General features: G+C 62.1%; 23 protein-coding genes. 16 read left to right on the top strand and 7 right to left on the bottom strand.

Annotated features, from left to right (window positions below; translation table 11 throughout):
* The first annotated feature begins 26 nt into the window (after positions 1 to 26).
* Genes BLW69_RS08770 through BLW69_RS08760 form a run of 3 tightly spaced genes read left to right on the top strand, consistent with a single transcriptional unit; the run spans position 27 to position 1,899 of the window.
* The gene (locus BLW69_RS08770) at positions 27 to 704 is read left to right on the top strand and encodes an energy-coupling factor ABC transporter ATP-binding protein (protein WP_244508787.1); all 678 of its coding nucleotides are present in this window, start codon (positions 27 to 29) and stop codon (positions 702 to 704) included.
* Entirely contained in the window at positions 701 to 1,306 is a 606-nt protein-coding gene (locus BLW69_RS08765) for an energy-coupling factor transporter transmembrane component T family protein (protein ID WP_092661451.1), read from the top strand. Before BLW69_RS08770 ends, BLW69_RS08765 begins: the two co-directional genes overlap by 4 nt.
* 29 nt (positions 1,307 to 1,335) lie before the next feature.
* Entirely contained in the window at positions 1,336 to 1,899 is a 564-nt protein-coding gene (locus BLW69_RS08760) for a biotin transporter BioY (protein WP_062453649.1), read from the top strand.
* A gap of 4 nt (positions 1,900 to 1,903) precedes the next feature.
* Here the strand turns inward: BLW69_RS08760 and BLW69_RS08755 are convergent, their stop codons facing one another.
* Positions 1,904 to 2,302: an acyl-CoA thioesterase gene (locus BLW69_RS08755; RefSeq protein WP_062453650.1), complete on the bottom strand. Its 399-nt coding sequence runs from the start codon at positions 2,300 to 2,302 to the stop codon at positions 1,904 to 1,906.
* Positions 2,303 to 2,435: 133 nt separating this feature from the next.
* Between BLW69_RS08755 and BLW69_RS08750 the strand changes: the two genes are divergently transcribed.
* The 5 genes from BLW69_RS08750 to dxs all read left to right on the top strand — a co-directional run bounded on the left by BLW69_RS08750 (position 2,436) and on the right by dxs (position 6,586).
* A complete protein-coding gene (locus tag BLW69_RS08750) occupies positions 2,436 to 3,368 on the top strand; it encodes a histone deacetylase family protein (protein ID WP_062579411.1) in 933 nt (310 codons plus the stop codon).
* 5 nt (positions 3,369 to 3,373) lie between these two features.
* Positions 3,374 to 3,640, top strand: coding sequence for an exodeoxyribonuclease VII small subunit (locus BLW69_RS08745; protein ID WP_062454826.1), 267 nt, complete (start codon positions 3,374 to 3,376; stop codon positions 3,638 to 3,640).
* Between the two features lie 68 nt (positions 3,641 to 3,708).
* On the top strand, positions 3,709 to 4,020 hold the full coding sequence (locus BLW69_RS08740) for a nucleotidyltransferase family protein (protein ID WP_092661449.1): 312 nt from the start codon (positions 3,709 to 3,711) through the stop codon (positions 4,018 to 4,020).
* Positions 4,021 to 4,087: 67 nt separating this feature from the next.
* Entirely contained in the window at positions 4,088 to 4,372 is a 285-nt protein-coding gene (locus BLW69_RS08735) for a HepT-like ribonuclease domain-containing protein (RefSeq protein ID WP_062453653.1), read from the top strand.
* A gap of 294 nt (positions 4,373 to 4,666) precedes the next feature.
* Positions 4,667 to 6,586, top strand: a complete 1,920-nt coding sequence (dxs, locus tag BLW69_RS08730; RefSeq protein ID WP_092661447.1) for a 1-deoxy-D-xylulose-5-phosphate synthase — start codon at positions 4,667 to 4,669, stop codon at positions 6,584 to 6,586.
* Positions 6,587 to 6,689: 103 nt separating this feature from the next.
* Here the strand turns inward: dxs and BLW69_RS08725 are convergent, their stop codons facing one another.
* A complete protein-coding gene (locus BLW69_RS08725) occupies positions 6,690 to 7,700 on the bottom strand; it encodes a DUF4424 domain-containing protein (protein WP_092661445.1) in 1,011 nt (336 codons plus the stop codon).
* 132 nt (positions 7,701 to 7,832) lie between these two features.
* On the opposite strand from BLW69_RS08725, the gene BLW69_RS08720 reads away from it, so the two are divergent.
* The 3 genes from BLW69_RS08720 to BLW69_RS08710 all read left to right on the top strand — a co-directional run bounded on the left by BLW69_RS08720 (position 7,833) and on the right by BLW69_RS08710 (position 11,564).
* A complete protein-coding gene (locus BLW69_RS08720) occupies positions 7,833 to 8,582 on the top strand; it encodes a TlyA family RNA methyltransferase (protein WP_092661443.1) in 750 nt (249 codons plus the stop codon).
* Positions 8,579 to 9,826, top strand: a complete 1,248-nt coding sequence (locus tag BLW69_RS08715) for a class I SAM-dependent RNA methyltransferase (protein ID WP_092661441.1) — start codon at positions 8,579 to 8,581, stop codon at positions 9,824 to 9,826. Before BLW69_RS08720 ends, BLW69_RS08715 begins: the two co-directional genes overlap by 4 nt.
* 133 nt (positions 9,827 to 9,959) lie before the next feature.
* Entirely contained in the window at positions 9,960 to 11,564 is a 1,605-nt protein-coding gene (locus tag BLW69_RS08710; RefSeq protein WP_062579399.1) for a peroxidase family protein, read from the top strand.
* A gap of 17 nt (positions 11,565 to 11,581) precedes the next feature.
* Here BLW69_RS08710 and BLW69_RS08705 read toward each other — a convergent pair whose 3' ends face one another.
* The 3 genes from BLW69_RS08705 to BLW69_RS08695 form a co-directional block, all read right to left on the bottom strand.
* The gene (locus BLW69_RS08705; protein ID WP_092661439.1) at positions 11,582 to 11,899 is read right to left on the bottom strand and encodes a hypothetical protein; all 318 of its coding nucleotides are present in this window, start codon (positions 11,897 to 11,899) and stop codon (positions 11,582 to 11,584) included.
* Positions 11,900 to 11,991: 92 nt separating this feature from the next.
* On the bottom strand, positions 11,992 to 12,747 hold the full coding sequence (locus tag BLW69_RS08700) for a crotonase/enoyl-CoA hydratase family protein (protein WP_092662431.1): 756 nt from the start codon (positions 12,745 to 12,747) through the stop codon (positions 11,992 to 11,994).
* 31 nt (positions 12,748 to 12,778) lie between these two features.
* Positions 12,779 to 14,560: an acyl-CoA dehydrogenase gene (locus BLW69_RS08695; protein WP_092661437.1), complete on the bottom strand. Its 1,782-nt coding sequence runs from the start codon at positions 14,558 to 14,560 to the stop codon at positions 12,779 to 12,781.
* Between the two features lie 203 nt (positions 14,561 to 14,763).
* On the opposite strand from BLW69_RS08695, the gene BLW69_RS08690 reads away from it, so the two are divergent.
* A complete protein-coding gene (locus BLW69_RS08690; RefSeq protein ID WP_092662429.1) occupies positions 14,764 to 15,774 on the top strand; it encodes a transporter in 1,011 nt (336 codons plus the stop codon).
* 73 nt (positions 15,775 to 15,847) lie between these two features.
* Here BLW69_RS08690 and BLW69_RS08685 read toward each other — a convergent pair whose 3' ends face one another.
* Entirely contained in the window at positions 15,848 to 17,092 is a 1,245-nt protein-coding gene (locus tag BLW69_RS08685; protein WP_092661436.1) for an aromatic ring-hydroxylating oxygenase subunit alpha, read from the bottom strand.
* Between the two features lie 405 nt (positions 17,093 to 17,497).
* Here BLW69_RS08685 and BLW69_RS08680 point away from each other — a divergent pair, with 405 nt between their 5' ends.
* The 4 genes from BLW69_RS08680 to BLW69_RS08665 are packed head-to-tail and all read left to right on the top strand — an operon-like array spanning position 17,498 to position 20,986.
* A complete protein-coding gene (locus tag BLW69_RS08680; RefSeq protein ID WP_092661434.1) occupies positions 17,498 to 18,118 on the top strand; it encodes a DUF6656 family protein in 621 nt (206 codons plus the stop codon).
* A 33-nt stretch (positions 18,119 to 18,151) separates the two neighbouring features.
* Positions 18,152 to 19,129, top strand: coding sequence for an L-threonylcarbamoyladenylate synthase (locus BLW69_RS08675; RefSeq protein ID WP_092661432.1), 978 nt, complete (start codon positions 18,152 to 18,154; stop codon positions 19,127 to 19,129).
* Positions 19,130 to 19,151: 22 nt separating this feature from the next.
* Positions 19,152 to 20,597, top strand: coding sequence for an FAD-binding oxidoreductase (locus BLW69_RS08670; RefSeq protein ID WP_092661430.1), 1,446 nt, complete (start codon positions 19,152 to 19,154; stop codon positions 20,595 to 20,597).
* Positions 20,594 to 20,986 (top strand): winged helix-turn-helix domain-containing protein, encoded by a 393-nt coding sequence (locus BLW69_RS08665; RefSeq protein WP_244508786.1) that lies wholly within the window; start codon positions 20,594 to 20,596, stop codon positions 20,984 to 20,986. The genes BLW69_RS08670 and BLW69_RS08665 overlap by 4 nt, the downstream gene beginning before the upstream one ends.
* Here the strand turns inward: BLW69_RS08665 and BLW69_RS08660 are convergent, their stop codons facing one another.
* Complete coding sequence (locus tag BLW69_RS08660; RefSeq protein ID WP_092662425.1) at positions 20,987 to 22,822, bottom strand: methyl-accepting chemotaxis protein; 1,836 nt, start codon at positions 22,820 to 22,822, stop codon at positions 20,987 to 20,989. It abuts the gene before it with no gap.
* Positions 22,823 to 22,977: the final 155 nt, after the last annotated feature.

The following is a 22,977-nucleotide window of genomic DNA, read 5'->3' as shown; positions in this document are numbered from 1 at the left end:
GACCGTTCAGCAACCGAGGACCGGCATTGGACATCCATTTCGACAAGGCCGAAGCCCGCTTCGACGGGCGTGTCACGCTGCATCCGCTGACGGTGCGGCTGACCGAGCGCCGCATCGGCGTGATCGGCCTCAACGGCTCCGGCAAGACGACGTTTGCGCGGATGATCAATGGTCTGGTTTCTCCCGCGAGCGGCAATGTTGTGGTCAACGGCTTCGATACCAAGGCCGACACCGACCGCGCCCGCGCGCAGGTTGGTTTCATCTTCCAGAACCCGCAGAACCAGATCATCCTGCCGATCCTGAAGGAAGACATCGCGCTCGGCCTGATGTCGCGCAAGCTTTCGAAAGGCGAAATCGAGGCCCGCACGACGGCGATCCTCAAGCGCTTCGGCATCGGCCATCTTGCCGACCGGCGCTCGCACGAGCTTTCCGGCGGCGAATTGCAGCTTGCGGCCTTCGCCTCGGTTCTGGTGACAGAACCGGACATTTTGATCATGGACGAGCCGACCAACCAGCTGGACCTGAAGAACCGCAACCTGGTGGCCCGCACGATCAGCGAGCTCACCGAAAACGTCATAGTGCTCACCCACGATCTCGATCTCATTGCGGGTTTCGATCGGGTTCTGCTGTTCGACAACGGCCGGCTTGCCGGCGACGGAACGGCTTCCGAGACCATCGCCCGTTACCGCGAGCTTGCGGCATGAAGACACTTTACGTGGACGGAAGCGGCTTTCTGCACCGGCTTTCGGCCCGGGCGAAGCTTGTGCTGCTGGCTACCGCAAGCCTTGCTCTGTTCCTCATCCAGTCGCCGTTAGTGCTTGGCGTCGGTGCGGTCGCCAGCGGCCTGCTTTTCGCTTCGCTGCGAATCGGATGGCGGCAAACATGGCTGCGGCTGCGGGTTCTTTTCCTCACCATCGCAGCCGTTGCGCTGTTCACGCTGGTTTTCAACAGCCCTGTCGAGGCCGTCAGCGTGTTTTTCCGGCTCTCGGCGCTGGCGCTTCTTGCGTCCGCGGTGACGGCCACGACTACTACCGGCGATTTTATTACGGAAGTGACATTTGCGGCTTTGCCGCTGGAAAAGCTCGGGCTTGTAAAAGCTGCGGATATCGGCCTGTCGATCGGCCTTGTCCTTCGCTTCATTCCGGAAATCCTGCTGCGCCATCAGGCCATCCGCGATGCCCATATCGCGCGAGGGTTGCGCCCTCGAACCCTCTCCATCATCATCCCGCTGATCATCCTCACATTGAAGAATGCCGACGAGATTGCCAGCGCAATTGACGCCCGGGCAATCCGTGCGCAGAAGTGATACAGATTCAGTCGTCAAGGAATAGCTATTTGCCTACTCGTGATCTCGTTCTGGCCGCCCTGTTTGCCGCTATCATCATCGTGCTGGGACTGGTGCCGCCGGTCATGCTCGGTTTCATTCCCGTCCCCATCACGGCGCAATCGCTCGGCGTGATGCTGGCCGGCGTCGTGCTCGGCGCCAAGCGCGGCACGATCGCGGTCCTCCTGGTCCTGGTGCTTGCAGCGATCGGTCTGCCGGTTCTGTCCGGCGGCCGCGGCGGCCTTGCCGTCTTCATGGCGCCGACGACCGGTTATCTGATCGGCTGGGTGTTTGCCGCGATGGTAACCGGATATCTGTCGCAGATCATGGTGGGTCGCGACCAGGCGGGGCTGGTGCAGGGCGTGAACTTCTTTATCGCAGCCCTGATGGGCGGCGTGATCGTGCTTTACGGGATCGGCATCACCTATCTGGCGCTGATCACCGGCATGGGCTTCGTCAAAGCGTTTCTCGGCTCGCTCGCTTTCATTCCGGGCGACGTCCTGAAGGCTGTGATTGCGGCGCTCGCCGGTCGGGCCGTGATGGCAGGCTATCCGCTGCTGCCGCAGCGCGCGTAAGCGGTCAGTCGAGGAACTGATACAGCCAGTCGCGCAGGTCTTCGGGCAGCGCGGCCGGCGTCCGGGTTTCCGGATCGCATGCGGACCAGACGATTTCGGCTTCGGCCACCTCATCGCTGCCGCGCGTGAAGCGGACGATAAAGCCTGCGGACTTGCCGCCGATCTTGCTCACTCCGACATGGGTATGGACGAGATCGCCGAGCTTCAGCGGCATGTGATAGGTGCAGGAGATCTTGCCGACCGCAAAGAACGGGTCATCCGTTGCCGGCTTGCGGCGGTGCCAGAATTCCGTGACCGCCTGTTCCGCAAGGCCGATATAGGCAGCGCGAAACATTTCGCCGTTAAGATCCACATCGCGATAGGCAACGCGAAAATCATGGGTCTTGCCGATATCCTTCGCCATTCCTGCCCGCACTCCAAAAAACGCCTAATGCGCCTACTTCACGGCAAATCCGGTGAAGAGCAAGGGGTATGCGCTTGAAAACATCGCCGTTCTGCGCCATGTCCGAGCTCAACATACCTCACGAGGCCGCCCAATGACCACGCGCCTTTACGAAAACTCCATATTTCTCGAGCATGCGACGCCGGAAGGCCATCCTGAACGGGCAGACCGGCTGCGTTCGCTCAACATCGCGCTCGAACATCCTAATTTCGACAAGCTCGACCGCAAACAGGCGCCGCAGGCCAACGAAGACACGGTGCTTCTGGCGCATCCGGAGGAACACCTGCGCTGGGTGATGCGCAAGATCCCCGAAGAAGACACGATCCTGCAGATCGAGGCCGATACGCATGTGGGGCCGAAGAGCCTGCAGGCGGCGCTGACCGGCATCGGCGGCGCGATCGCGGCCGTCGACGACGTGATGACCGGCAAGGTGGACAACGCATTCGTTGCCTCGCGTCCGCCGGGACACCATGCGGAAAAGACCAAGGCGATGGGCTTTTGCCTGTTCAACAACATCGCCATTGCCGCCCGGCATGCGCAGCAGACCTATGGCGTCGAACGGGTCGCGATCGTCGACTGGGACGTGCATCACGGCAACGGCACGCAGGACATCTTCTGGGACGATCCGTCCGTTTTGTTTTGCTCGACGCACCAGATGCCGCTTTATCCCGGCACAGGCGCCAGAGACGAGACGGGCACGAAGAACACGATCGTCAACGCGCCGCTTTCGGCCAATGACGGCAGCGACCATTTTCGCGATGCCTTCAAGAGCCGCGTCCTGCCGGCGCTCGAAAACTTCCGGCCGGATCTGGTGCTGATCTCGGCAGGCTTCGATGCGCATCACCGCGATCCGCTGGCGCAGATCAATCTGGTCGGCGACGATTTCGACTGGGCGACCGGTCGGTTGATGGAAATTGCCGGGAAATACGCCGGCAACCGGGTCGTCAGCCTGCTCGAGGGTGGCTATGATCTGGAAGGGCTGGCGGAATCGGCCGGCCTGCATATCTGCAGACTGATGAGAGGATGAAGGACATGACCGAAGCCCCAGGCGAGCCGAACGCTCCGATCGACGTCACTGGTTATTCCTTCGAAAAGGCCGTTGCCGAGCTGGAAAGCATCGTAGCGCGGTTGGAACGCGGCGACGTGGCGCTTGACGAATCCATCGCCATCTACGAGCGCGGCGAAGCGCTGAAGAAGCATTGCGAAAAGCTGCTGAACGCCGCCGAAAGCCGGATCGAAAAGATCCGCCTCGACCGCAGCGGCAAGCCGCAGGGCGTGGAGCCGCTGGACGGCGAGTGAGGCCTTCACTCGCATGAAGCCCTGAGTTGCATCTCGACTGAAATCCCGACCTGCGCTATAGTCTCCCCATGGACAAGGACCAGGTCATCGCCAAGCTTCGCGAGCACGAGGCAGAACTTCGTGCCGCAGGCGCGGAGCAGATGTCGATATTTGGCTCGGTAGCGCGTGGCGAGGCGAAGGACGAGTCAGATCTTGATGTTCTGGTGACGTTTTCAGAGCCTGTCATACAGTCTGGCTGGGGGTATTTTACCGCCGTCGAAGAGCTGCGCGCCCTGATCGTTGGCATTACTGGTGTAAGGAGTGTTGACATAGTTCCCGAACCGTTGCGCCGGAAACGTTTCAGCCGGAGCGTGGAGAGGGATAGGGCGATTGCCTACTAAGCGTCCTCTGATCCGTTTCCGAGACATTGTCGAGAACGGTCAATCCATTCTCGAATATACACACGGTATGGATTTCGACGCGTACTCAGTCAGCAAGATTACACGGGATGCGTCTGAGCGATGTCTAGCACGAATTTCCGAAGCCTCTTTCAAGCTTGGCTCGACGGCAGAAGAAATCTTTCCAAGCCACAACTGGGGCGCCATCAGGGGTTTTGGAAACATGCTCCGGCATGAATACGATGATATTCTTGATGAAACCACTTGGGCAATTGTCACCCGGCACCTCCCGCCCCTCCTTTTCGAACTCGAAACCTTCCTCGCGCGCTACCCCGAAGATCAGGAAACGCTGTAGGAAGGCCGTCGTCATTCTTCCCGGGCATCGATCCCATCCGGATGATGCATCTGCCTGCGATGCGGTCGAAACGCTGATCATGCCTTGGTCCTCCGACATCGTACCTGATGACGACCAGGAGTTCGTGCCGTTGGCGACACCCTCCCTTCCCCGAGTCCCTCCCCTTGCCCGTCAGCTGAAATCGATTAAAACCGCGGCAAGGTTGTCTCCGTGGACAACTTGAAAAAGCCGGTTTCATCCTCATGTTGGGGTGATAGTTGCTTTTGAGAACAAAAGAAGAGAAAGCCAGCCTCTGTGACACCCCTGCCCGAGACGCCGCTGCTCGACACCGTCAAGCTTCCCGCCGACCTTCGCAAGATCGATGACCGCGACCTGCCGAAGCTTGCCCGCGAATTGCGTGACGAGATGATCGACGCCGTCTCCAGGACCGGCGGACATCTGGGTGCCGGCCTCGGCGTCACGGAACTGACGATCGCCATCCACAAGGTGTTCAACACGCCGGACGATCGGCTGATCTTCGATGTGGGACACCAGTGCTATCCCCACAAGATCCTGACCGGTCGCCGCGACCGCATCCGCACGCTGCGCCAGGAAGACGGTCTCTCGGGCTTCACCCGCCGCGCGGAAAGCGAATACGATCCGTTCGGGGCAGCGCATTCCTCGACCTCGATTTCGGCCGGCCTCGGCATGGCAGTGGGTTCGGATCTCGCCGGTTCGAAGCGCAATGTGATCGCCGTGATCGGTGATGGCGCGATGTCGGCCGGCATGGCCTATGAGGCGATGAACAATGCCGGTGCGCTCGACGCGCGGCTGATCGTCATCCTCAACGACAACGACATGTCGATCGCGCCGCCGACCGGCGCCATGAGCGCCTATCTCGCCCGCCTTGCTTCCGGCCGCACCTATATGGGCATGCGCGAAGTGGGCAAGAAGCTGACCGGCTATCTCGGCAAGAATATCGACCGGGCGATTACCCGTGCCGTCGAACACGCCCGCGGTTATGTGACCGGCGGCACGATGTTCGAGGAGATGGGTTTCTATCACATCGGCCCGATCGACGGTCATTCGTTCGAGCATCTTCTGCCGGTGCTGCGCAATGTGCGCGACAATGCCAAGGGCCCGGTGCTGATCCATGTCGTGACGCAGAAGGGCAAGGGTTATCCGCCTGCCGAAGCTGCGGCCGACAAGTATCACGGCGTCAACAAGTTCGACGTCATCACCGGCGCGCAGGCCAAGGCCAAGCCAAATGCGCCATCCTATACCAGCGTGTTCGGCGACGCCCTCGTTCAGGAAGCCGGTTTTGACGACAAGATCGTCGGCGTGACTGCCGCGATGCCGAACGGTACGGGGCTGGACAAGCTGCAGCTTGCCTTCCCCAACCGCACATTCGATGTGGGCATTGCCGAACAGCATGCCGTTACCTTTGCGGCAGGCCTTGCGACGGAAGGCTTCAAGCCGTTCTGCGCGCTCTATTCCACCTTCCTGCAGCGCGGTTACGACCAGGTTGTCCACGACGTGGCGATCCAGGGTCTGCCGGTGCGCTTCCCGATCGACCGCGCCGGTTTCGTCGGTGCTGACGGGCCGACCCATGCCGGTTCGTTCGACACGACCTTTCTTGCGACTCTCCCCGGCATGGTCGTGATGGCCGCCAGCGACGAGGCCGAACTGAAGCATATGGTACGCACTGCCGCGGCCTATGACGAAGGCCCGATCTCGTTCCGCTATCCGCGCGGCGAAGGCGTCGGTATCGAACTGCCGGAACGCGGCCAGATCCTGGAGATCGGCAAGGGCCGCGTCGTCAAGCAGGGCGCGAAAGTGGCGCTTCTCTCGTTCGGCACGCGCCTCAAGGACTGTCTGCTGGCAGCCGAAGATCTCGATGCCGCCGGTCTTTCGACGACGGTTGCAGACGCTCGCTTCGCCAAGCCGCTGGACCACGACCTCATCCGCCAGCTTGCCCGCCATCACGAAGTGCTTGTCACCATCGAGGAAGGCGCCGTCGGCGGCTTCGGCAGCCATGTGCTGCAATTCCTCAGCACGGAAGGTTTGCTCGACCACGGTGTGAAAGTTCGCTCGCTGGTGCTGCCCGATGTCTGGATGGAACAGGCAAGCCCCGACGTGATGTACGCCAAAGCCGGCCTCGACCGCGCCGGCATCGTCAAGACGGTGTTCAATGCGCTGGGCAAGACCCAGGTTGGTGTTGGCGCTGCGGGGTAAAGGCCTCAGCCTCGCTCTCCTTGCCCGTCCGTCTCGTGACTTAGATGTCTTGCTAGCACTCGGCAGGGCGAGATGAAGACGTTCGTCCGGGCGAGTTTGTTCGTTACTCCCCCGCCGTCAGAAACAGCACGTGCAGGTCCTTCTCCGGCGTGAAATCCTCGGCGGTCATCTCGAAGGTGGTCGGGCCGGTTTTCTTGATGTTGGTGGCGCAGAGGCTGACGTAATCCTTGGGGTTGCCCTTGTCGATTGTCAGGCGGAATTTGCCGATGGGGCCGGACCAGTTTGCGCCGGTGGTCAGCACATAGGACAGCCATTGTTCGGTATAGTGCGGGCCGCCCTTGGTGGCTGCGGCTTGAAGCTTTGCGGCTGTCTTCATGAAGCTGTCGTCGATGCAGTAGCGTTCGACGTAGCGGGCGTACTCATAGGCCGGCTTGCCGTTTTCGATGAAGGTCATGGCCACCGTGCCGCCGACGCTCGGTTTGTAGCGGTGGCTGACCTTGACCGGTTTTTGCGCGGGAAATCTCGTCTTCCACCAATAGGCGGAGCGGAGCGTCCATGCCGGCGTGATGTCCTCTTGCCAGCCTTTTCCGGCATCGTAGCGATCGATCCGGACCAAGCCCTTGGCAATGAAGTCGGCCTTGACGTCATCGGGCAGGGTCTTGAGGGCCTCGGTGGTTCTGTCGCTATAGGGCAGAAGCGGTACCTTTTGGGCGACGAGGTCTTCGGTGCGGTCAATGCCGGTGGCAATGATGCGTTGCTGGAGCTGCGGCTTGATCTCGCGGCCGTCCTGCAGGACCGTGAAGCCGAGGAAGTTGTCGGCTTCCGGATCGCCATAGGCGATGTCGCTCTCAGCGCCGCCTGTAATATCCGGCATCGGAAAGGCGATGACGCTTTCGACATCCTTGTCGGTGTCGTTCCTGAAGATGTAGTCGACCCGGACTTCCTCTCGTGAGAGGTGAAGATGCTCTTCGGCCATCGTGATATCGGCGGTCTGGACATAGACGAGGCCGCCGGTCGTCAGTTCCGCCGTCGTATCATTGGCAAAAAGCGGCGGTGCAGCCAAAAGCAGGCCGGCCGTCAGCGTGGCCCCGAAGACGATTGTCCAGCGTCTCATCCATTCCCCTCCCGGTTGGCGCGGCAACAATAGGCAGAAGACGCGAACTATAAAAGGCCGGCTGAGGCTTGTCCGGCAGGTCGAAACGCGTTTTTGTCTTGCGTGCGGGGCTCGCCCGCGTCATGGGAAGGCATGTCAGACATTCAACAAAGACTTGACCAGCTTCTGGTCACCCTCAACCTCGTCGACAGCCGCTCGCGCGCGCGCGACGCGATTGCCCGCGGCACCGTCAAGGTCGACGGTCGCACCATCACCAAATCCGGACAGATCGTGTCCTCGACCGCGCAGATCGAGATGGACGATCCGGCGAGCGCCTATGTGTCGCGCGCGGCGCTGAAACTGGTTGCCGCACTCGATCACTTCAAGCTCGATCCGACCGGCTGCGAATGTCTTGACGTCGGCGCCTCGACGGGCGGGTTTACCGAGATCCTGCTCGCCCGCGGCGCAGCGCATGTAACGGCGCTCGATGTCGGCCACGCGCAGATGCATCCGCGGATTGCCGATGATCCGCGCGTCAGCAATATCGAGGGGGTCAACGCCCGCTATCTCGAGGCCGACGATATCGACGACCGGCCGATCGATTTCGTCGTTTCGGACGTGTCCTTCATCTCAATCAAGCTGGCCCTGCCGCCGGCGCTGGAACTGGCGCTGCCGGGCAGCTATTGCGCGCTGCTGGTCAAGCCGCAGTTCGAGGCCGGCCGCGACGCGATCGGCAAGCGGGGCCTCCTGAAGGAACCGGACACGGCACCGGCGGTGGCGGCTGAGCTGGAACGCTGGCTGGTGGAAGACATGGGCTGGGAAAGCCTTGGCCTGATCCCCTCGCCGATTGCCGGCGGTGATGGCAACGAGGAGTTTCTTCTGGCAGGACGGAAGCCGGAATGAGCACGGTTCACGTCACCATCAACCGTCTTGGCGCACAGGGCGACGGCGTCGCCAATGGCGAGGACGGGCCGGTCTATGTTCCCTATGCTCTTCCGGGCGAAACGCTGGCGATCGCCCGCAATGGCGACCACGGCACGGTCATGTCAACGGGCAACCTTTCGCCGGACCGGATCGAACCGGTCTGTCGCCACTTCGGACCCGATGGCGATGCCTGTGGCGGCTGTTCGCTGCAGCATCTCGCCAAGGCGCCGTATAATGACTTCAAGCGCCAGCTCGTCATCGACGCGCTGAAATCCAAGGGCCTGACGCCCGACGTCAAGGAGACGGTCGAGTGTCATCCGGGCGAGCGGCGGCGCACGGTGTTTTCCGCGCGCAAGACGGAGAAGGAGCTTCTGCTGGGCTACAACCGGGCAGAAACGAACCATATCATCTCCATCGTCGAATGTCCGATCGCCGCGCCCGGCATCGTGGCGCGGCTTGATGCGATCCGCGCGATCGGCATGGCGCTCGCAACCGGCTCGGAGACGTTCCGCATCTCGGTGCTGGAAAGCCTCTCCGGTCTCGATATCGCGGCCGAGGGGTTGAAGCCGCTTTCGGACAAGCAGCGCCGCAAGGTGACCGAGACGGTTCTGGCGCTGAAGGGCATCGCCCGTGTTTCGGCCAATGGCGAAATCGTGCTGGAGCCGCAAAAGCCGGTGATCGATTTCGGTGGCGTCAAAGTTTCTCCTCCGCCCGGTAGCTTCACGCAGGCGACGAAAGAGGCAGAGGAAGCCATGGCGACGCTGGTGCATGGCCATATGGGCAAGGCCAAGCGGGTGCTGGACCTGTTTGCGGGCTCTGGCACGTTTGCTTTGCGCCTTGCAAGAACGGCACGCGTGCACGCGGTGGAAAGCGACGACAAGGCACTGAAGGCGCTGGACCATGCGGCCCGCAACAGCCAGGGGCTGAAGCCCGTCAGCATCGAGAAGCGCGATCTCTTCCGCCGGCCGCTGATCCCGATGGACCTGAAGCACTTCGATGCGGTCGTCTTTGACCCGCCGCGGGCGGGTGCCGAAGTGCAGGTCAAGGAACTGGCGCGCTCGAACATCAAGACGATTGCTGCGGTCAGCTGCAATCCCCTGACGCTCGCACGCGACCTGAGGATCCTCGTCGATGCGGGATACCGGATTGTCTCGGTCACCCCGGTTGACCAGTTTCTCTGGTCGCCGCACGTCGAGGCCGTCGCGCTGCTCAGCAAAGTTTGACGCTAGTCTTGACAGAACGCAATTTGGTTGTGCAACCTTGGTTTACAACCTAGCCATAGAGGCGTAGCTTTCCCGTGTCGCATCCAAGGCGGCAAATGACTTGCCGCCAGTGCGATCTCCAAGGGGGGAAAGCATGGCACAGATCGCAATGCATGGGCATGGCGTGCGCGGCATGAAGCCGGAAACGCTGCATTCTTTCGACGGCATCGGTGATCCCGGGAAATTCGGGATCATGTTTCCCAATCTCTTACCGTTTTCGGCAAGCGACGATGCGCTTGCCGCCCTGGCCAAGTCTATGGCGGATAAACTGCTCGACGACGGCAATCCGGAACCGGGCAAGGACAACCCGAACATTCCGGCCGGCTACACCTATCTTGGCCAGTTCATCGACCATGATATCACGCTCGACACGACGCCTCTCGACCAGCAGCATGCCGACCCGAAGGCGACCACCAACTTCCGGACACCGGCGCTCGATCTCGATTCGCTCTACGGCGATGGGCCGGGTATCCATCCCTATCTTTACCAACGCGACGTCGAAACGCTGCAAACTTCCGGCAAACTGTTGATCGGACGGGCAGCGGCGTCATCGGATCAGCAAGGCGCTGCGATCCCCGATCTTCCCAACGACCTTCCACGCAACCAGGAGGGCCACGCGCTCATCTTCGACGAACGCAACGATGAGAACCTGCTGGTGGCACAGACGCATCTGCTGATGCTGAAGTTTCACAACAAGGTGTTCGACAAGGTCGCAGCGGAAAGGCCTGACCTCAAGGGTACCGCGCTCTTCAAAGAGGCTCGGCGGATCGTCACCTGGCACTACCAGTGGATTGTGCTGTTCGATTTCGTGGAACGTCTGACCGAGCCCGGCTTGATCCAGAAGATCAAGAAGGAGGGTCGGCGGTTCTACCGGTTCAAGCAGCGGCCCTATATGCCCGCCGAATTCGGCGCCGCGTGCTACCGGCTCGGCCATTCGATGGTGCGGGAAAGCTATAGCCACAACCGGGTGTTCAACCCTACAGCCGATAGTCTTGCGAACGCGACGCTCGACCTTCTGTTCCTGTTCACCGGAAAGTCCGGGAACATTACCGGCGAGCTCGCCAACGACCCGGGCGTCGGGTTTGCCGCGCTCCCGTCGAACTGGGTGGTCGACTGGCGGCGGTTCTACGATCTGGATACGCCCGAAGGCGAGAAGGAGACCAATTTCGCCATCAACCACAGCCGGCGACTGGACCCTTTCATCACACCCGCCCTGCACACCCTGCCCGGCGGACCTGGTGATGGCTCGGTTGCATCGCGGGAATTCGACCTTGCCTTCCGCAACCTGCGTCGCGGCGTACAGATCGGACTTCCCTCCGGGCAAGCAATCTGTCGCGCCATGGGTCTTCAGCCACTGACGCCCGAGCAGATTGCCACGGGTCCGGACGGCAAGGCGGCCAAGCAGCACAAGATGCTCGAGGAAACACCTCTGTGGTATTACGTTCTCAAGGAAGCGGAGGTCTTCAACAAGGGAAGACGGCTCGGGCCGATGGCATCCACCATCATCGCCGAGACATTCCTCGGCATGGTGCATGGCGACCACGAGTCGTTCCTGTGGCTGCGCTCCGACTGGAAACCGGAACTGCCGAGCGACACGCCCGGCCACTTTACGATGGCCGATCTCGTCAAGTTCGTCGGTGACGTCAATCCTCTCGGTGCGGCTGTGCCGCAACCCGCAGAAGAGAAGGTCGACGGCTGACGGGTGGAGGACATGCTCTAGTCGTCGAGGTCGAGCCTGCCGGTGCCTGTGACGCCGGAGCAGCGGCAGGTACCGCCGACCCGACCTTCATCGGCCCGGCAGACATAGGGACGGTCGCGGTCGTCGCTCTGGCGCGGCTGCACTACGCAGACATAGCGCTGACGGCGTCGGTCGCGCCGGTCCGTCTGCTCGGAAAGACTTTGCTGGCTCTGTATCAGGGTGATCGGCGCGTTCGCTGCATTGGCGGACGCGGCAAATGCCGGCCCAGCAGCGGCGGGCAGGCAGGAGAGGCCAAGAGTTGCAAGAAAAAGCAGGCCGGTCAGGGCTGTACGCATGATGTCCTCCTCGTTTGAGGAGTATCTAGCCACGCTTGCCTTGCGAATGAAGGCGCAGCGCGGCGTGGATGGAACTTTGATGCAACTCAGCGTTAACGCCGCATGAAGGCCTCGAAAGCGGCGCGAGCTTCGGCGCTTTTCAGCCGGGCGGAGAAATGCTTCAGTTCCTCGTCCATCCGGGCAAGCACGTCGTCGCGGGGGCCTCGCACCAGATCGCGGGCGATTTTTAAGGCCTGCGGTGGTTTTGCCGAAAGTTTAGCGGCGAGCGCCAGTGTTTCCGCCTCGACGGCCTGCGGCTCGACCACCTTCCACACAAGGCCTGCCTCGTGGGCGGCATCGGCAGAGAACCCCTCGCCGGCAACAAGCATCGCGAAGGCACGCTGGTGGCCCATCACCCTTGGCGCCAGAAGGCTGGAGGCTGCTTCGGGCACAAGGGCCAGATCGACGAAGGGTGTTTTGAACAGACTGCGGGAAGAGGCGATGGTCAGGTCGCAATGCAGGTTGAGCGTGGTGCCGATACCGATCGCCAGACCATCGACGCCTGATACCATCGGCTTTTCGGCAAGCGCCAGCGCGCGGATAAAGAGGGCTGCGGCCGGCGGTTCATCCGAGCCCGAGACCGCATGCGCCAGAAAATCCGCCATGTCATTGCCCGCCGAAAAGCAGCCTTCGGTGCCGAGAAAGGCGACAGCGCGGATCGTGTCGTCGGTATTGGCATCTGCGAGCGCCGCCGTCATGCGGTGATACATCGACGACGTGATGGCGTTCTTCTTTTCCGGCCGGTTGAATCGGATCGTGAGCACGCCCTCGAAATCCGTAGGGTGTTCGATCAGGACGTGGTTGTCGATTGATAGGGTGGCGTCGCTCACGGCATTCTCCTCAGGCAAGCACGATGCGTGCGGCTTCCAGGCTCTCGGCACCGCCGATGACGCGGTCCTTCAGGGCTGCAGTTTCGGCGAGCATGTTTTCCGCCGCAAACCGGCAGAGCGACACGCGCTTCTCGCCTAAGCCGTCTTCGGATGCGACGAGCGCGCCCTTGGCGAGATAGGCACCGGTCAGGACGAGGCCGAACAGGCGCTGGTAGGGCGTCGCTCCGGCAAGGGCTTCCGCCACGCGGCCAGCGGCCTGCGCCTCCAGCAGCCAGTCGGTCGAGGCTTGCAGGTCGTCGATCGATGCGTTCAGCCGTTCCGCCGTGCTGCCGAAGCCGGGGGCGTTGAGGCTTTCGACTCTCTGCGCGATGTCGCGCAGTTCACCGATGAAGGTCCGCACCTGCGCGCCCTTGGAAAGCGGCAGTTTGCGCAGCACGAGATCAATCGCCTGGATGCCGTTGGTGCCCTCATAGATCGGGGCGATGCGGGCGTCGCGCAGATAGCGCGCGGCACCGGTTTCCTCGATATAGCCCATACCGCCATGAACCTGGATGCCGAGCGAGGCGACATCGACGCCGCAATCGGTGGCGAAGGATTTGGCAATCGGCGTCAGCAGAGCGGCGCGCTCGACCCAATGGGTGGCCTGATCGCCTTCGAGGTGATGCGACATGTCGATTGCGTGGGCGCAGGCAAAGCAGATGGCGCGCGACCCTTGCGTCAGCGCCTTCATGGTCAAGAGGGTGCGGATGATATCGGGGTGCTCGATGATCGGGCTCATCTGCGGACCGGTCGAACCCGGCGCCCTGCCCTGGGTTCGATCGGACGCGTAGGCGATTGCCTTCTGGGTTGCAGCTTCCGCGATCGCGACACCCTGCATGCCGACGGCGAGACGGGCGTTGTTCATCATCGTGAACATGCAGGCGAGGCCCTGGTTTTCTTCCCCGATGAGATAGCCGATCGCGCCGGTGCCATCGCCGAATTTGCCGTCGCCATAGATCATCGTGCAGGTGGGCGAGCCGTGGATGCCCAGCTTGTGCTCAAGCGAATGACAGAACACGTCGTTGCGCTCACCGAGCGAGCCATCGTCACCGACCAGGAATTTCGGCACCAGAAACAGCGAAATGCCGCGCGTGCCGGCCGGCGCATCGGGGAGACGTGCGAGGACTAGGTGGATGATATTGTCGGCGGCGTCGTGTTCGCCCCAGGTGATATAGATCTTCTGCCCGAACACGCGGTAGCTGCCATCGGCGTGGCGTTCGGCGCGGCTCTTCAGCGCGCCGACATCGGAGCCCGCGTGCGGCTCCGTCAGGTTCATCGTGCCGGTCCATTCGCCCGAGACCATCTTTTCGAGATAGGTGGCTTTCAACGTGTCGCTGCCATGGGCAACGAGCGCCTCGATCGCACCCATCGTGAGCGTCGGCGCGAGCGCGAAGGCCATCGAGGCGGAATTCCACATTTCCAGCGTCGCGACGTTGAGCATATGCGGCAGCGCCTGACCGCCGAACGCTTCCGGTGCCGTCAGGCCGTTCCAGCCGCCTTCGCGCCACTGGCGATAAAGTTGCGGCCAGCCATCCGGCGTCTTCACCACGCCGTCCTCAAGCCGCGCGCCCTGGCGATCGCCTATATCGCCCAGCGGCGCCATTTCGTCGCTGGCAAAGCGACCGGCTTCTGCCAGGATGGCATCGACGAGATCGGGGGAGAGGTCGCCGAACCGGCCGATCTCCAGCGCGTCGGCAAGACCCGCCACATGGTTCAAGGTGAAGGCAATCTCCTCCACGGGTGCCTTGTACATGTCGCTTCTCCCAAATTGACAATTCTTCCGGACGATGCCGCAGCTGCGATCACCGAACTCCCACTGGCTTTTTACGTAAACGTAAACGCGGTTGTCAATCGGTGCATCGAGGTTCCGCGGGCAGGATACGAGAAAATCCCCGTTGCAACAGGTGTCACACATAGCGCCTAATGAGGAGCGTCATGCTTGCAGGTTTTCAGTCCATGCCTCCGATAAATTCTCCGCTGATTTCCGCCACGCCAGGTCTTGTCTGGGCCTATCATTTCCGGCCCGGCGAGGCTGGCGCCTGCTTAAGGCTTTCGCTGGAGGCGACGCCTTCGGACCTTGCGATCGAAACCGGTTTCCTGTGGCTGCATCTCAACCTTGCAGACCTGCGGGTCGGCGCCTTTCTGGAGAATTTTCCAGGCCTGCCGGCGGCCGCAGCTGTCGCGCTCACCACCCATGAAACGCATGCGTCGATCACGCTGGACGAGCAGTCCGTCTATGGCACGCTGATCGATTTCCAGCGGGAGTTCGATAGCGACACGCGCGATATCGGCTGGCTGCATTTCTTCGCCTCCGACAAGGTGATCATCACGACCCGGTTGCAGCCGTTGCGTTCGGTCGATCGGGTGCGCGGCGCGATCGAGAAGAATGCCGGTCGCTACAAAAGGCCGCTCGACCTGTTCGAGACGCTGGTGGCCGAATTCCAGCGCACGATGATTTCGATGGTGATGGAATTTACCGAAGAGCTGAACCTGATCGAAGATTTCGTCTACGACAACGTGCCGCGCGACGAGCGCCGGCGGCTTGCTCCCGTGCGGCGTATGGTGGTGCGGTTGCACCGGCACCTGCGCACGACCCTGTCGCTGATGCGGCGTGCGGCGGCGGCCGACGACGACGATATGCCGCCCGGGTTCGACGATATCGCCTCACGGCTGATCGGCCGGCTTGAAGCCGTCGATCACGATGTCTATGCGCTGCAGGAGCGGGCCCGGCTGCTGCACGAGGAAATCGATTCCAAACAGGCATCGGAAACCAACCGGCACCTCTACATACTCTCGATCATGACCGCCTTCCTGCTGCCACCATCGCTGGTCACCGGCTTCTTTGGCATGAACACGTCGTCGCTGCCGTTTGCCGAGGGTCTGCACGGCACGGCCTTCGCGCTGGGTTTCATGGTGCTTTCGGCGGCAATCGCCTGGTGGCTTCTGAAGCGGACGGGAATTTTCTGAACGATTGGCAAAACGAACTCAGCCCGCCCTGATATGCCGGACGGGCTGTCTTGTCGTGCACGGTTTCGCCGGATCAGGCGACGGCGTGAAGCTTGGTCTGATCGCCCTTGAGACGATCGGTCATGAAGTTCGCGTACCATTCCACGAACTGCATGACGCCGCCTTCATGCGCTTCCGAATAGGGACCCGGCTCGTAGGCGGGCGAGCGGATGCCGAAGGCATTTTCCTCGACGATCTGGCGGTCCTGGTCGTTGGTCATGTTCCAGACGTGGGTCAGTTCCTCGACCGTGTAGTCGACGCCTTCGACCGCATCCTTGTTCACGAGCCACGTGGTGGTGACGGCCGTCTCTTCCGGCCCGAGCGGAATGACGCGGAAGGAGATCGCGTGGTCGACCAGCATGTGGTTCCAGGTGGTCGGATAGTGGAACATCAGCATGGTGCCGATATGGGAGATCGTCACGTCCTCCGACAGCGCCTTGGCGACTGCCGGCCGGCCGTTCATCGTGTAGCTTTCGGCATCCTCGATCAGCGGCATGCGGGCGACGCGGTACTGGCCGTCCGTCGACATGTTGAACGTGCTCGGGAGGTTTGCCGCTTCGCAACGCTGCCAGTGCTCGGAAATGAACGGATCGTCGCCGGCGCCCTGCACACCAGTCGCCGTCGGCGCTTCGGGATAGGTGCGGCAGAGTTCCGGATGATTGGCGGCGCAGTGGTAGCACTCGCGATTGTTTTCCCAGACGAGCTTCCAGTTGCCCTTTTCGATGATCGTGTTCTTGGCTGCGACCTTCGTTTCGGCCAGCCGATGCGGCGCCATATAGGGTTGGATCGTCGCGCGGACGGGCGCGAAATCGGGCGCCTCGTTGGCAAGGCAGACGAAGATATAGCCAGCGACGGATTCGCAGTGAACAGGCTTCAGGCCGAACTGCTTCTTGTCGAAATCATCGCCCATATGGCGCGCCGACATCAGCGTGCCGTCGTGCTGGTAGGTCCACTGGTGATAGGGACAGACAAGACGGGTCGCAGAACCGCTATCCTTGGTGCAGACGCGGTGACCGCGGTGGCGACAGGTGTTGTGGAAGGCACGGATCTCGCCTTCGCGGGTGCGCAGGACGAGGACCGGATAGTCGCCGATCTGCAGCGTCACGTAATTGCCGGCCTTCGGGATTTCGCAATCATGGCCGACGAACAGCCAGTCGCGATACCAGATCATTTCCAGATCGAGCTTGTAATAGTCCGGATCGATGTAAAAGGGCTGTTCGAGGCTGAAGCCTTCGCGGCGATTGTTGAGCTGCCGCAGAACCTGGCTGTGAATGTCCATCGTGTCTTCCTCGTCAATTCCACTAGCGAAAGACTTGGGGGGTAATGCGGACAGACCTCCTGCCCCCAATCCTACCCCGAACGTCCACCGCGATCGGTCGTCAATCACGTCCCCAGACTGGCACCGGATCGGCCGAGGGTTCTCGTCACGCCTGCCGGCTTCCCAATTTAACGCCGTCCCTAGCCGAGGCGACTCCATGAGTTTTGCCGATTTAAGCACTCGCGCTGCCTGTCGCACAGGCGACATTGCGACATCGGAAAACGCATTGACGACGATGGCTCACATGACGGCTTCGGTTTTCCGCTGACAAGTGGGGGACAGGGTGCTTCTCGCGGTGCGTTGAGACGTAAACCGGCTGTTAAACCGCTCCGGCTAGACTTCTTTTTGCGCGAAGGGGCCAGCCGCATGCAGACGACCGGAAAACTACGCTACTACGACGCGAACCGGCCGCCACCGCCGGTGTCGGCGCAGGCACCGACGAGCGCGATCGGGCATTCCGAGTTCCTGCGCACAGGCCGTATCTCCAGGACACAACCGCTGTGGCTGCCCAAGGAGCGCCGTTATCTCACCTATGAGGAAGTCGCGGAGCGGACGGGGCTGAAGCTGGAGTCTGCCGGCGAACGCACGCATCAGCGGATCAACGGCTTCCATCACTCGATCCAGTTTCCGAAGATGGTGTTCCACCGCACGCTGGAGCAGACCCCGCATCTCGGCTATTGCCATGTTACCGCCGCAAGCACCCTGTTTTCGCCGAAGGCGAAGGTGAAATGGTCTTTCTACATCGCCAATTTCCTGGCCGAGATCGGCGATGAGGACGAGTTCTTCAAGAGGGTGAACACCCAGTATTCCCGCATGTATTTCGCGGTGGCGACCGAAAGCGATCCGGATCAATCGATGAAGATCGACCGCAGCATCCGCAAGAACGGTCTTCTGTTCCGGACCACCGACCCGAAGGAAGCGCTGAAGAACGTGCTGATGCTGGGGGCGCCTGATCATGCGGTGCGGGCCATCATCAAATCGCTTTAACGCGGTCTCAGTCCGCGCTATGCACTGCGGGACATGACGGCAAAGATTATCGACATCAGGACGGACAGGGACGGGGCGCTTGACGAAGCGTGCGCGGTGCTGTCGCAAGGCTTTCCGGTCGCCATTCCGACGGAGACGGTGTACGGGCTTGCAGCCGACGCCACCAATCCATCCGCGATTACGCGCATCTATGAAACCAAGGGGCGGCCGCGCTTCAACCCGCTGATCTGCCATATGGCCGATGTCGCGATGGCGGAGCGGTATGCATCGTTCGATCCGATCTCGCGTCGGCTGGCGGAAGCCTTCTGGCCGGGGCCGCTGACGCTGATCCTGCCGCTCATTCCAGAAAGCGGTATCCATCCGCTCGCAACTGCAGGGCTCGATACGGTCGGCATCCGCCTGCCATTGGGCTTTGCCGCCGATCTCATCCGCGCCTTCGGCAAGCCGCTGGCAGCACCGAGCGCCAACACGTCCGGCAAGGTCAGCCCGACCAGTGCCGGCCATGTCGCTGGTGATCTCGGGAGCAAGCTGAAACTGATCCTCGATGGCGGCGCGTCGTCGGTCGGCGTCGAATCGACCATTGTCCGCGTCGAGGGCGAAACGGTCCGGCTGCTGCGTCCCGGCGGCGTTGCCGCTGAAGAGATCGAGGCGCTGATTGGTCGCGCGGTCATTCGTCCGGAAGGACCGGCGGCGATCATCGAAGCGCCCGGCATGCTCGCCTCGCATTATGCGCCATCGGCAGCCGTGCGGTTGAATGCGACCCATGTGGCGCCGGGCGAGGCGTTGATCCGGCTGGGATCGGATCCGATCGAGGGCATCGAGCAGGCGAAGGCAGTGTTCGACCTCAGCCCCTCCGGCGATCTTGCCGAGGCAGCCGCCAATCTGTTCGATTATCTGAAGAAAGCCGATGCGGTGGGGGCGACGCGCATTGCAGTCACAGCCATTCCCGATACCGGGCTTGGAGAAGCCATCAACGACCGGCTGGTCCGAGCGGCCGCGCCGCGGGAATAAAACAAGCCCAGGAGAAAACGCCATGGACATGCCTCTCCCTTCCCCGGATCTACTTGCCCGGTTTACGGCGATCGTCGGCGCTGCGCATGCGGTCAGCGATCCGGTGGAGCTTGCGCCGCATCTCGTCGAAAACCGCGGGCTCTATAAGGGCGCGTCCCCTCTCCTTCTCAAGCCAGGCACGACGCAGGAAGTTTCGGCGATCCTGAAGCTTGCCAGCGAGACCGGGACGGCCGTCGTGCCGCAGACTGGCAATACGGGTCTTGTCGGTGGCCAGACGCCACGCAGCGGCGGATCCGACATCATCATATCGCTCGAACGGATGAACCGCATCCGCGAGATCGACCAGATGGCAAACGTGATCGTTGTCGATGGCGGCGTCATCCTTGCCGAGGTGCAGAAGGCGGCGGAGGAGGTCAACCGGCTGTTTCCGCTGTCGCTCGGGTCGGAAGGCTCATGCCGGATCGGCGGCAACCTTTCCACCAATGCCGGCGGCACGGCCGTGCTTGCCTATGGCAACATGCGCCAGCTCTGCCTAGGCCTGGAAGTGGTGCTTCCGACCGGCGAGATCTGGGACGGGCTGCGCAAGCTGAAAAAAGACAATACCGGCTACGACCTGCGCGACCTGTTCATCGGCGCCGAAGGCACGCTCGGGATCATCACCGGCGCGGTCTTGAAACTTTATCCGCGGCCGGTCGGACACCAGGTGGCGCTTGCCGGGCTTGCCTCGCCGGCCGATGCGCTCTTGCTGTTTCAAAAGGCATCGAACCTCTGCGGCACGGCGCTGACCGGGTTCGAGTTGATGCCACGGATCGGCATCGAGTTCACCACGCGGCATATCGAGGGCGTGCGCGACCCGCTGTCTGAGCCCTACCCATGGTATGCGCTGATCGACATCTCGACATCGGACGCTGCCGAAACCGCCGACACGATGGTGCAGGCGCTGCTCGAACAGGGGTTCGAGGCCGGACTGGTCATGGACGCGGTAATCGCCTCGTCGGTCGCGCAGCAAAAGGCGCTGTGGCACATGCGCGAAAGCATGTCGGATGCGCAAAAGCCTGAAGGCGGATCGATCAAGCATGACGTTTCGGTGCCGATCTCGAAGATCCCGCATTTCATGGAGGAAGCCGAGCAGGCTGTTCTCGCGGCCGTTCCCGGCGCCCGCATCTGCGCCTTCGGCCATCTCGGCGACGGCAACATCCATTACAACATCTCCCAGCCGCTCAGCAACGACATGGCCGGCAACAAGGCCGCCTTCATCGACCGCTGGCGGGAGGTGAATGCGATCGTCCACGGGATCGTGCTGGATGCCGGCGGCTCGATTTCCGCCGAACACGGGATCGGCCAGCTGAAGCGCGACGAGCTTGCGCATATCCGCCCGCCGATCGAGATGGAGCTGATGCGGCGCATCAAGCACGCCTTCGATCCGGCCGGTATCATGAACCCCGGCAAGGTCGTGGCATTGCCATGAGCAAGCCGGCACCGGACCGGCCGACCATGACGATCCGCGTCGATCTGGAAAACGGCGTCCGGCTGGGGCCCGGCAAGGCGCAGCTTCTGGAACTGATCGCCGAACATGGTTCGATCCGGGCCGGCGGCGCTGCGATCGGCATGTCCTACCGGCGTGCCTGGCTGCTGGCAGACGAGATCAACCGGATGTTTCTGGAGCCCTCGATCTCGACCCGGCATGGCGGCAAGTCGGGCGGCGGTGCGGGGCTGACCGAATTCGGCCAGCAGCTTCTTGGCCGCTACAGGGATATGGAAGCAAAAAGTCGGGCTGCAGTGCAACCCGACCTCGATTGGCTTGATAGTGTGACGGACCCGCAATTCCGGGCCGCCGGGAGCGACAAGGCTGAATGATCAGCCCGCCCGGCGCATCCGTTCACCCATGCCCTGCAGAGCGCCCGGCTGACGCCCGGTGCCGCTGACGCGGAAGCTGCGGATGAGGTTGAGCAGTTCTTCCGTATCGGCAGACAAAGCCTCGGCGGAGGCCGTGGTCTCTTCGGCCATCGCGGCATTGTGCTGGGTGGCCTGGTCGAGCATGTTGAGCGACGAGGAGATCGAGCGCAGCGTCGTATCCTGTTCGGCTGCGGAATGGGCGATGCGGCCGACGATGTCGCTGGCCGACTTCACCTGATCGGAAATCCGCTTCAGGGCCTGACCGGCCTCGCCGACGAGGCGGACGCCGTTTGCGACCTGGCCCGACGAGCGGGAGATCTGTTCCTTGATCTCCTTGGCGGCGGCGGCCGAACGCTGGGCCAGTTCGCGCACTTCCTGGGCGACGACGGCAAAACCCTTGCCGCTTTCGCCGGCGCGGGCCGCTTCGACACCGGCATTGAGGGCCAGAAGGTTGGTCTGGAAGGCGATCTCGTCGATGACGCCGATGATCTTGGTGATTTCCGCCGAGGACTGTTCGATGCCGCTCATGGCGCCGATTGCTTCCTCGACGACGGCGTCGCTGCGATTGGCTTCGGTGCTGACAGCCGTGACGCGCTGGGCGGCGTCGCGTGCACCGTCGGCGGTCTGGCGGACGGCGACGGTCAGTTCGTCAAGTGCGGCGGATGTTTCCTCGAGGTTGGCGGCCTGGCGTTCGGTCCGCTGCGACAGTTCGTTGGAAGCGCGGCGGATTTCCTCTTTCGAGCCGCCGATATCGATACCCTTGTCGTTGACTTTGGACATCGCAGCTTCGAGATGACCGAGCGCTTCGTCGAAGTTGTCGCGCAGACCGGCGTAGCGGGTGCCGAGATCGCCGCAGCGAACCGTCAGATCTCCCTTGGCGAGCTGTTCGAGCGCCGAGCCGATCGTCGAGACGACGCGGGCCTGAAGCGCTGCTTCGTCGCGCTGCATGTCGAGATTGTGCTGGCGTTCGCCGTCGAGCTCCTCCTGCTGGCGCTGCTGGCTTTCCTGCATGGCATGGCGCTCGCGCACCTTTTGCTGCAGCGCCTGCGTTGCACGGGCCATCAGGCCGACTTCGTTTTTCATGTCCGTGTGCGGAATCTGCATCGTCACGTCTTCGTCGGCCACGGCGTTCAGCGCCTGACGGATCGCACCGAGCGGACCGGAGATGTTGCGGATTACGACGAAGGCCAGCAGCGAGCCGAGGAGCAGGATGACGAAGCCGAAGGACAGCGCCTTGAAGACTTCGCTGCGGATCTGCGCCTGGAGATCGTCGACGTAGACGCCGGTGACGAGAACCAGCTGCCAGGGCTCGAAGGCAAGCGCGTAGGAGCTCTTCAGGAAGGTATCGCCTTCCTGACCAGGCTTGGGACCGAGAAAATCGACGGTGCCGCCACCGGCGCGGCCGATCTTGACCAGTTCGTCACGGTACATGAAGCCCTTGCTGTCCGGCTTGCCCTTGAAACTCTGGCCGAGCCGCTTGGGATCCGGATGGACACGCATGTTCACATCGTAGTCATAGGCAAAGAGGTAGCCGTCCGGGGTGAAGGTCATGGCCGACACGGCTTCGAACGCCCGCTTCTGCGCCTCTTCGCGACCCATCGCACCGGAGGCCTCGAGAGCCTGGAAACGCTTGAAGATACCGATGCCAGATTCCACCTGCGTGCGCAGCATGCCGTAACGTTCGGCGTAGATCGCCTGGGTGGACGTGCGCAGCTGCATGTATGTGGCAGCGGCAAAGCCGGCGATCAGCAAAAGCACGAGCAGCAGCAGCTGGTGGGAGATTTTGAGGTTCTTCATGGTCCGCTCACCTGTGACCGGCAGCGACCGCGCAGGCCGCACCTTGGGAAAAATGATGTTTGTGGGAGGCGGCACATTCTGCACCATGTCGTCTGCAATGATTGCAGTGCAACGACCATATGAGCGATGCATAAATAATTATTTAATCACACAAT

The sequence above is a fragment of the Rhizobium sp. NFR12 genome, from assembly GCF_900108545.1.
Lineage (GTDB): Bacteria > Pseudomonadota > Alphaproteobacteria > Rhizobiales > Rhizobiaceae > Neorhizobium > Neorhizobium soli.
This window is presented reverse-complemented; position numbering and strand designations above follow the sequence as displayed.